Origin of the sequence: Paracidovorax citrulli (assembly GCF_900100305.1) — a bacterium.
Classification (GTDB): Bacteria; Pseudomonadota; Gammaproteobacteria; order Burkholderiales; family Burkholderiaceae_C; genus Paracidovorax; species Paracidovorax citrulli.
Map to the genome: position 1 here is coordinate 88938 of NZ_FNEY01000019.1, position 8628 is coordinate 97565.

Below are 8628 nucleotides of genomic sequence, written 5' to 3' on the forward strand. Positions count from 1 at the left end.
CCGTGGTAATCATCGCGATCCGCCGCCCCGGCGCTCGCGGGCGCGTGCCAGGGCCGCGGCGATGGCGGCGCGGCGGTCTTCGGCGGACGGCTGGATGCTCGAGGCCGGCGGCGCGGGGCGGGTGTCTTCCTGCAACGGGGCGTGCCCGGGCTGGATCGCAGGCGCTGCGGTGGCACGGCCCGGTTCCAGGGCGGAGGCCGTTGGGGCCCGCTCCGCGTCCGGGGCCGCGCGCAGGCGGTGCGCCTGGTAGCGCTGCCGGGCCTGGCCTGCCTGCGTGGCGGACCACGCGGCCCATCCCGTGGCATCGCCAGTGGCGTTTTCCATCGTGATGCAGTCCACCGGGCACACGGGAATGCAGAGCTCGCATCCCGTGCAGTGGGCCTCGATCACGGTGTGCATGCGTTTGTGGGTGCCCAGGATCGCATCCGTGGGGCAGGCCTTGATGCACAGGGTGCAGCCGATGCATGCCAGCTCGTCGATCACGGCGAGGCCGCGTGGGGCTTCGGCGCCGCACTGCGGGTCGAGCGCCAGCGGCGCACGCCCGGTGAGCGCCGCCAGCCGGGCGATGCCTTCGGCTCCGCCCGGCGGGCACCGGTTGATGTCCGCCGTTCCTTCGGCGACCGCATCCGCGTACGCGGCACAGTCGGGGTAGCCGCAGCGGGTGCACTGAGTCTGCGGCAACGCCGCGTCGATCCGGGCCGCCAGGACGCGCGTGGCGGCAGCGGGAGGGGGCGCCGTCAAGCCTTGTTGGGCGCGCTGCGCCGGCTGCGCGTCTGCGGTGCGGCGGTGGCGGTCGGCAGTTCCTCGGACAGCAGGTCCGCGGGCGCTGCGGCGGCTCCGGTGCGGCGGCGGGGCGCGTCTTCGCTGGGCACGGAAGCGCTGTCCACCGTGGTGGCGGGCTGCGGATCGTGGGCGAGGATGAAGTCCCGCACCTGCGGATAGACGATCTCGCGCCAGCGGCGGCCGCTGAAGATGCCGTAGTGGCCCGCGCCCTTGACCTCGAAGTGGCGGCGGTCCTTCTCGGGGATGGCCGTGCACAGGCTGTGCGCGGCTTCCGTCTGGCCCGAGCCGGAGATGTCGTCCAGCTCGCCTTCGATGGTCAGCAGGGCGGTGGTGCGGATGTCCTGCGGGCGCACGCGCTCGGGCTGGCCTTCGGGCGAGCGCACATCCCAGGTGCCATGGACGAGGCTGTAGTCCTGGAAGACCGTCCTGATGGTCTCGAGGTAGTAGTCCGCATCCATGTCGAGCACGGCGTTGTATTCGTCGTAGAACTTGCGGTGGGCCTCGGCGCTGGCATCGTCGCCCTTGATCAGGTCCTTGAAGTAGTCGTAGTGGCTCTTGGCGTGGCGGTCGGGATTCATGGCCACGAAGCCCGTGTGCTGCAGGAAGCCCGGGTACACGCGGCGCCCGGCGCCGGGGAAGCTGTCCGGCACGCGGTAGATGACGTTGTTCTCGAACCACTCGAAACTGCGCTGCGTGGCGAGGTTGTTCACTGCCGTGGGGGATTTGCGCGCGTCGATCGGGCCGCCCATCATGGTCATGGACAGGGGCGTCTTCTCGCCGCGGCTGGCCATGAGGGAGACGGCCGCGAGCACCGGCACCGTGGGCTGGCACACGCTCATCACGTGGCAGTTGTCATAGCGGGACTGCAGCAGGCGGATGAATTCCTGCACGTAGTTCACGTAGTCGTCCAGGTGGAATTCGCCGTCCGCCAGGGGCACGAGGCGGGCGTTCTTCCAGTCGGTGATGAAGACCTTGTGGCCCTGCAGCATGGTGCGCACGGTATCGCGCAACAGTGTGGCGTAGTGGCCGGACAGCGGTGCCACGATCAGCACGGCGGGCTGGCGCTTGATGGTCTCGAGCGTGGTGGGGTTGTCGCAGAAGCGCTTGAAGCGGCGCAGCTCGCAGAAGGGCTTGTCCAGCTCCACCCGTTCATGGATGACCACCTCGTGGCCGTCCACCTGCACGGTGGAGATGCCGAACACCGGCTTCTCGTAGTCCTTGCCCAGCCGGTACAGCAGGTCGTAGCCCGCGGACATGCGCTGGGCGTAGGTCGTGTGGCTGAACGGCGAAACCGGGTTGCTGTAGATCTTGGAGACGGTCTGCGCGAGTTCCGCGAACGGCTCCATCAGGGAACGCTGCGTTTCGTAGAGGTTGTAGAGCATGGGACGGCTCGGCGAAAAAATGTTGCAGTGCAATATAGCAGCAGTTCGCGCCGGGCGTGTGGCGTGAAACTACGGATGCGGAGTCGCCAATGCGACAACCCTGGATGCCCGTCCGATAAAGAAGGGGTGCTATGGTTTCAGTAGCTGTAAGCTGAGGTAACCACGCCGCCGGCGCGCCTTTTGGCCCGGAAAGAGGTCATCCGTGGTCGCGCAGCCACGCTTCGAACGCCTCGCGCGAGCTGTTGCGCAGCGCCCGCCGGAAGGTGGTGCGGTCGCCCAGGTAGAGGCAGTGTCGTATCACGGTGTAAGCGTTGAAGCTGGTCTGCGGGTTGGCTTCCTCGAAGTGCTGCTTGTAGCGCTTCACGGTGCCCAGCGTGGCCCGCAGCAGGGTGTTGAAGCGCGCGCGGGTGATGCCGGGCGCCCATCCCCGGATGTCCGCCACGAACAGGTCCACCTTGCGTGGATCGAAATCGCTGTCCTTGAAGAAATGGTTGGCGATCTTCAGGAAGGTGAAGGCGTTGAGCTCGCTGCCGGGCGCTGCCGGCCGCTCTTCCTGCGGCCCGGCCGCGGCGGCCTCCGGCTCGGCCGCGTCCGGGGCTTCGGTTTCGTCCGGGGCATGCCGCAGCCCGGCCTCGGTTTCGTCGCGGATCTGGCGGAATTCGCGGTCGGCCAGCTCGAACAGGGCCGAGAGCACGTTGATGCGGCGCTTGAGCTGGCCCGGAATGGCTTTCTTGTACTTGATCTTGTGGTCCAGCACGCTCCAGGAGTCCTGGATGATGGTGCGGACCTGCAGTTCGAACGGCTGTGCGGCGTAGGCGGCATGCTCCGGCAGGCCGGCCTGGGCGGCGTTGAGGCGCAGATCCAGGTGCAGGCCCTTGTAGCCGAAGGAGCCCTCGGTGCTTTCCATGGCCGACACCTTGTCGGTCACGTCGATCACGTCGAAGTGCGACCGCACGGCCTGGGCCACTTTTTCCAGTTCGTCCTCGTAGAGGCAGACCACCCGCACCCCGATCAGGTCGGTGATGTAGTGCCGGATCTCATAGGGAGTGTTGCTTTCTTCCAGCACCGCACGGTATTTGCGGGAGAACTTCGCGATACATTCCAGACGGTCCTTGACCCGGCCTTCCACCTTGGTGATGTCCAGGTGGGGTGTGCGCGAGAGGATGGACTGCAGCAGGGCGATGTAGGAAGCGCAGGCATATTGCAGTGCGGGCAGCTCCTGCTCGTAGAAGGCTTCGAAGCCTCTTTCTTCCCTGGAAAAATCGAGCGACGGCATGAAAAAGGCAAAAGTACCGAAAAGAAGGCGGCGCGCGGCGGTGGCGGTTCCCCGTCCGCAGGGCGAAGGATACCGCCTGCCGGCGGGTGGGTGCTGCGATCCATGCCGTGCACCGGTGCGCGCCGGTGCCCTGTTGCCCTGCGGGGGCTTGCCAGCGCAAGCCGGCCGTGCCACGCTGCTCTGCGCATGAGCCCCTTTCCATTCCTCCGTCGTCCGGGCCAGCCCTCCCCAGGCAGCCCGGCGCGGTTCTGGCACGTGCGCCTCGCGTTCGCGCCGCTACTGTCGGCGGCGCTGCTGGGAATCACCTACCTGTACTGGCACCATGCCGATCAACTGCAGGAAACCCGGCGCCGCCAGAACTTCGACGCGGCGGCCGAGCGGGTGGTGTCGGCGCTGCGCGACCGCATGGGCGCCTATGAAATGGTGCTGCGCGGCCTCAAGGGCTATGTGGACGGCTCCACGGCCATCGAGCAGCGCGAGTTCTCGGCCTACGTCCATGCGCTGCAGATGGACCAGACGCGCCCGGGGCTGCAGGCCCTGTGCCTGATCGAGCAGGTCCCGCACGACAGCCTGAGGCTGCATGCCCAGGCGATGCGGGCGCAGGGGCTGGACCGCTACGAGGTGCGCTCGCGCGGGGACCGCGGCGCCTATGCCGTCATCACCCGGGTGGAGCCGCGCACCCGGGGCAACCTGACCGCGCTGGGCTTCGATGTCGCCAGCCTGCCCGCCGCCCGCGAGGCCCTGGACCGCGCGCGCGATTCGGGCGCCCTGGCGCTGTCCGGCCTCTGGAGCGTGGGGGGCGACGACGATCCCGGTCTCATGATGTTCCTGCCCGTCTATGCCGGCGGGGGAACGCCGGCCACGCAGGAAGCGCGGCGCGCGGCCATCCGGGGCTGGGTGGCGGCGCCGTTCCGCGTGGCGGCCGTGGCCGGCGCCCTGCTGGGCGAACTGGACCCGGGCGTGTCGCTGCGCATCCAGGATGGCCTGGCTGGCGGCGGTGCCGATGCGGACGTGGGAGAGCTCTACAACTCCCGCGACGCGGCGGAGCCAGCCCCGCACCTGTCCGGCGAGCGGCTGCGGGCGGCGCGCGTGCTGATCGTGGGCGGCCGGCCCTGGACGCTCACCATGGAGCCCCTGCCGGCGTTCGACCACCGCCTGGGCCGTGACAACTACGCGCTCATCGCCTGGCTGGGGGCGTTGTTCAGCGTGCTGGCGGGCTGGTTCATCGCCATGCAGGCCACCGGCCACCAGCGCGCACTGGCCCTGGCCCAGTCGATGACGAGCGAACTGCGCACCGCGCGCGACAACCTGGAAGGCATCCTGCAGGCCGTTCCGGACCTGCTGGTCGAACTGGACGCCGGTGGACGCATCCATTACCACCGTTCGGCCCGGTCCGACCTGTCGGCCGAACCCAGCCAGGCATTCGAAGGCCGGATGCTGGCCGAGGTTCTGCCGCCGGGCGTGGCATCGGAGTTCATGCAGGCACTGCGCGAAGCCGAATCCCAGGGGGTGTCGCTGGGCCGGCAGTACCACCAGGACACTGCCATGGGGCAGCGCTGGTTCGAACTGTCCGTGGCGCGCCGGCTCGGTGTGGACTCCGCCGCAGGGCAGGGCGGCGGCGCATCCCGCTATGTGGCCCTGGCCCGGGACATCACGGCGCGCCGCGATGCCGAGGCGGCCATGCACCGCATGGCGTACTACGACGCGCTGACCGGCCTGCCCAACCGGCGCCTGCTGTTCGAGCAGTTGCAGGACGCGCTGGACCAGGCCCGCAGTGGCGGGCGCATCGGCGCCCTGTTCTTCATCGACCTGGACAATTTCAAGCAGCTCAACGATGCCCGGGGGCATGCGGCGGGCGACCGCCTGCTGGTGCAGGTCGCACGGCGGCTGGAGCGCCTGCTGCAGGGCTTCGGAAGCGTCGTGCGCATCGGGGGCGACGAGTTCGTGGTGCTTATCCCCCGCATCGCCAACGGCATGCAGGCCGGCGTGGATGCCGCAGGGGCCATGGCAGCGCGGCTGCGCGAGGGGATGGAAGCACCATACGACCTGGGCAGCACCTACTATTCCGTCACCGCCAGCACGGGGGTGACGCTGTTTCCCAAGGCCGGCGAAACCGTGGAGGATCTTCTGCGCGAAGCCGACACCGCGATGTACCGCGCGAAATCGTCCGGCGCCCACCGCGTGCGATTCTTCGAGGCCGACATGCAGGCGGCCGCGCAGGAGCGGCTGTCGCTGGAGCAGGACCTTGCGCAGGCGATCGCCGACGATGCGCTCGAGATCCACATCCATCCCCAGGTGGACCGGGACGGGGCCGTGTGCGGCGGCGAACTGCTGCTGCGCTGGAGGCATCCGGCCCACGGCAATGTGTCGCCCGCCCGCTTTGTCGCCATCGCGGAGGAGTCCGGCTTGATCCTGCGCCTGGGCGCGCGCGTGATCCGCCGCGCCTGCGATGCCCTGGCGCAATTGCACGCGGCGGGCCTGGACATGACGATTTCCGTCAACGTGAGCGCCCGACAGTTCCGGCAGGAGGACTTCGTGGCCTACGTGCGCGACGCGTTGGCCTACAGCGGCGCGCCGGCGTCCCGGCTCATCCTGGAAGTCACCGAAACCCTGCTGGTGGAGAACTGGCAGGATACCGCGCGTCGCATGGCGGAACTGGTGCGGTTCGGGGTGCGCTTTTCCATCGACGACTTCGGGACGGGCTATTCGAGCCTGGCCTACCTGAAGCGGCTGCCGCTCTATGAACTCAAGATCGACCGGAGCTTCGTGCTGGACGCGCCGGTGAACCCCAACGATGCGGCCATCGTGCGCGCCATCCTGTCCATGGCGCAGCACCTGCGCCTGCGTGTGGTGGCCGAAGGGGTGGAAACCGAGACCCAGGCGGAATTCCTGGCCCGGCACGGCTGCGACGCGATGCAGGGCTATCTGTACGCCCACCCCCTGCCGCTCAAGGAGTGGATCGACACGCAGGTGGGTGCAGCGGCGGTCTGAACCGCGGCCTGCGGTATTCAGGCGGCCAGGGCGTCCGCCGCCACCCGGGGCGGCGTGCGCGCGATGGCCATCACCTCGTGCGCGGGCAGGTGCTTGAGGCGGTGGTCGCTCCAGACCTGCCGCCACCGCCGCGCGCCGGGCAACCCGTTGCGCAGGCCCAGCATGTGGCGCGCGACGGAGTACCAGGAGGTGCCGTGCTGCGCCGCCTCGCGCGCCATGTAGTCCACCATGGCCTCTTCGGCGGCCTCCCGGGTGAGTCCGGACGCGGCATCGCCGAAGTACAGCGCATCCCAGCGGGCGAGCCACCAGGGGTTGTGGTAGGCCTCGCGGCCGATCATCGCGCCGTCCAGCCCGCCGCCCAGGGCTTCCTGCACTGCGGCATCGGTCGCGAGTCCACCGTTGATCGCGATCACGAGATCCGGGAACTCGGCCTTGAGCCGGTGCACCACGTCGTAGCGCAGCGGCGGGATTTCACGGTTCTCCTTGGGAGACAGGCCTTCGAGCCAGGCATTGCGCGCATGCACGATGAACACGCGGCAGCCGGCCTCGGCCACGGTGCCCACGAAATCCCGCACGAAGGCGTACTCCTCGCTGCGGCCGATGCCGATGCGGTGCTTGACGGTGACGGGCACGCTCACCGCATCCACCATCGCCTTCACGCAGTCGGCCACCAGGCGCGGCTCGTTCATCAGGCAGGCGCCGAAGGCCCCGCGCTGCACGCGCTCGCTGGGGCATCCGCAGTTGAGATTGATCTCGCCATAGCCCCAGCGCTCGCCCAGACGCGCTGAATGCGCGAGGTCGCCCGGCTCGCTGCCGCCCAGCTGCAGGGCGACCGGGTGCTCCTCGGCGTTGAAGCGCAGGTGCCGCTCCACGTCGCCATGCACCAGCGCGCCGGTTGTCACCATCTCGGTGTAGAGCAGGGCATGGCGGCTCAGCAACCGGTGGAAGTAGCGGCAGTGGCGGTCGGTCCAGTCCATCATGGGGGCTACAGAAATCCGCCAACGGCCAGCTGCATGGCTGGTTTGTTTAGAATCAATAGCTTGCGAGGAATTTTGTAACATTGTTGGCTTCCTATTTTCCGCTTTCCCGCACCATTCCGCCCCATTTTTACGGCCGCGGTGCTACATTGAGTGCTACACAGACGGCCATGTAGCACTACAAAAATGGGCACGATCACGCAACGAGAGAAGAGTAACGGAACCTTCTTGAACCGCCCCGGTTTTCGCGGAGGCCGATTGGCTTGAGTCAGGCCTGTGTGGCCTGCTGCTCAAGATTACGATAGTAGTTGGCCTTGAACTCGGCTGGCGGCACGTAGCCCAGCGGGGCCATCAGTCGATGGTTGTTGAACCATGACACCCATTCCAAGGTCGCCAGTTCGACGGCCTCGCGGGTCCTTCAGGGCGCCCGGCGATGGATCAACTCGGCCTTGTACAGCCCATTGATCGTCTAGGCCAAGGCGTGGTCGTAGGAGTCGCTCTTGCTGCCCACTGAAGGCTCAATGCAGGCCTCGGCCAAGTGCTCGGTGTAGCGAATGCTGACGTATTGCGAGCCGTTGTCGCTGTGACACACGAGCGAGCTTTCCTTGCCGGGCTGGCGGGCGTACAGGGCCTGCTCCAAGGCATCGGCTACGCAAGTCCGTGTGCATGCTCATGCACACCCGCCAGCCCACGATGCGCCTTGAGAACACGTCGATCACGAAGGCCACATACAGCCAGCCCTGCCAAGTCGAGACATACGTGAAGTCGCTCACCCACAGTTGGTTCGGACGCTGCGCATTGAACTGACGATCGGCTCGACCCCGTGCTGCTGGCGGTACCGATCCACGAAGGCGTACATCACTTCAGCCGGCGGTCGAGCTCCCCCCCGCGTCAGAATAGTTGTCGCCTCGATAGGACTCCGGTGTTCGGAGTTCATGAAGGTAGTAGGAGGCTGTGTAGTTGTGGTCGAAGGTCTGCGTGGTGGGCAACGCGAAGCGTTGTCCACGGCAAGCGGGCCGGTGCGCGCAGCGCATCGTCCACAAATGCACAGCCTTGCAGGTGCCTTCAGGCGCCGGCCCGCTGCCGTGTGTTTCACCCCGGGGGCGAAGAGCGAGAAGCCAGTTGGCACGATACGGACAAGCATTCAAAGACAGAGCGGTGGGCAGGTTGCTGCCACCGCACAGCGCCACGCCCGACGAGCTGGCGCGTGAGATCGGCG

The 8628-nt window shown here is 67.8% G+C and carries 6 protein-coding genes and 1 pseudogene; 1 reads left to right on the forward strand and 6 read right to left on the reverse strand.

What is annotated here, in order from left to right; genetic code table 11:
* Positions 1-9: 9 nt before the first annotated feature.
* The 3 genes from BLR99_RS13985 to BLR99_RS13995 form a co-directional block, all read right to left on the reverse strand.
* A complete protein-coding gene (locus tag BLR99_RS13985; protein ID WP_011795591.1) occupies positions 10-741 on the reverse strand; it encodes an RnfABCDGE type electron transport complex subunit B in 732 nt (243 codons plus the stop codon).
* Positions 738-2165 carry a polyhydroxyalkanoate depolymerase gene (locus tag BLR99_RS13990; RefSeq protein ID WP_011795592.1) on the reverse strand — a complete coding sequence of 476 codons (1428 nt, stop codon included), beginning with the start codon at positions 2163-2165 and terminating at the stop codon, positions 738-740. Before BLR99_RS13990 ends, BLR99_RS13985 begins: the two co-directional genes overlap by 4 nt.
* 196 nt (positions 2166-2361) lie before the next feature.
* Complete coding sequence (locus BLR99_RS13995; protein ID WP_011795593.1) at positions 2362-3441, reverse strand: GTP pyrophosphokinase; 1080 nt, start codon at positions 3439-3441, stop codon at positions 2362-2364.
* A 186-nt stretch (positions 3442-3627) separates the two neighbouring features.
* On the opposite strand from BLR99_RS13995, the gene BLR99_RS14000 reads away from it, so the two are divergent.
* A complete protein-coding gene (locus tag BLR99_RS14000; protein ID WP_074687291.1) occupies positions 3628-6432 on the forward strand; it encodes a bifunctional diguanylate cyclase/phosphodiesterase in 2805 nt (934 codons plus the stop codon).
* Between the two features lie 17 nt (positions 6433-6449).
* Here the strand turns inward: BLR99_RS14000 and dusA are convergent, their stop codons facing one another.
* The 3 genes and pseudogenes from dusA to BLR99_RS23290 all read right to left on the reverse strand — a co-directional run.
* Entirely contained in the window at positions 6450-7493 is a 1044-nt protein-coding gene (dusA, locus tag BLR99_RS14005) for a tRNA dihydrouridine(20/20a) synthase DusA (protein ID WP_170838048.1), read from the reverse strand.
* Between the two features lie 184 nt (positions 7494-7677).
* Positions 7678-8227, reverse strand: a pseudogene (locus tag BLR99_RS14010) (IS3 family transposase); the annotation flags it as partial.
* A gap of 45 nt (positions 8228-8272) precedes the next feature.
* A partial coding sequence (locus tag BLR99_RS23290) for a hypothetical protein (protein WP_211481583.1) occupies positions 8273-8628 on the reverse strand: 356 nt, incomplete at its 5' end.

Excerpts from the sequence above, each read along its gene's own strand:
- BLR99_RS13990 (WP_011795592.1), bottom strand. The coding sequence starts at position 2,165 with ATGCTCTACAACCTCTACGAAACGCAGCGTTCCCTGATGGAGCCGTTC.
- BLR99_RS14000 (WP_074687291.1), top strand. The coding sequence starts at position 3,628 with ATGAGCCCCTTTCCATTCCTCCGTCGTCCGGGCCAGCCCTCCCCAGGC.
- BLR99_RS13995 (WP_011795593.1), bottom strand. The coding sequence starts at position 3,441 with ATGCCGTCGCTCGATTTTTCCAGGGAAGAAAGAGGCTTCGAAGCCTTC.
- dusA (WP_170838048.1), bottom strand. The coding sequence starts at position 7,493 with ATGTTACAAAATTCCTCGCAAGCTATTGATTCTAAACAAACCAGCCAT.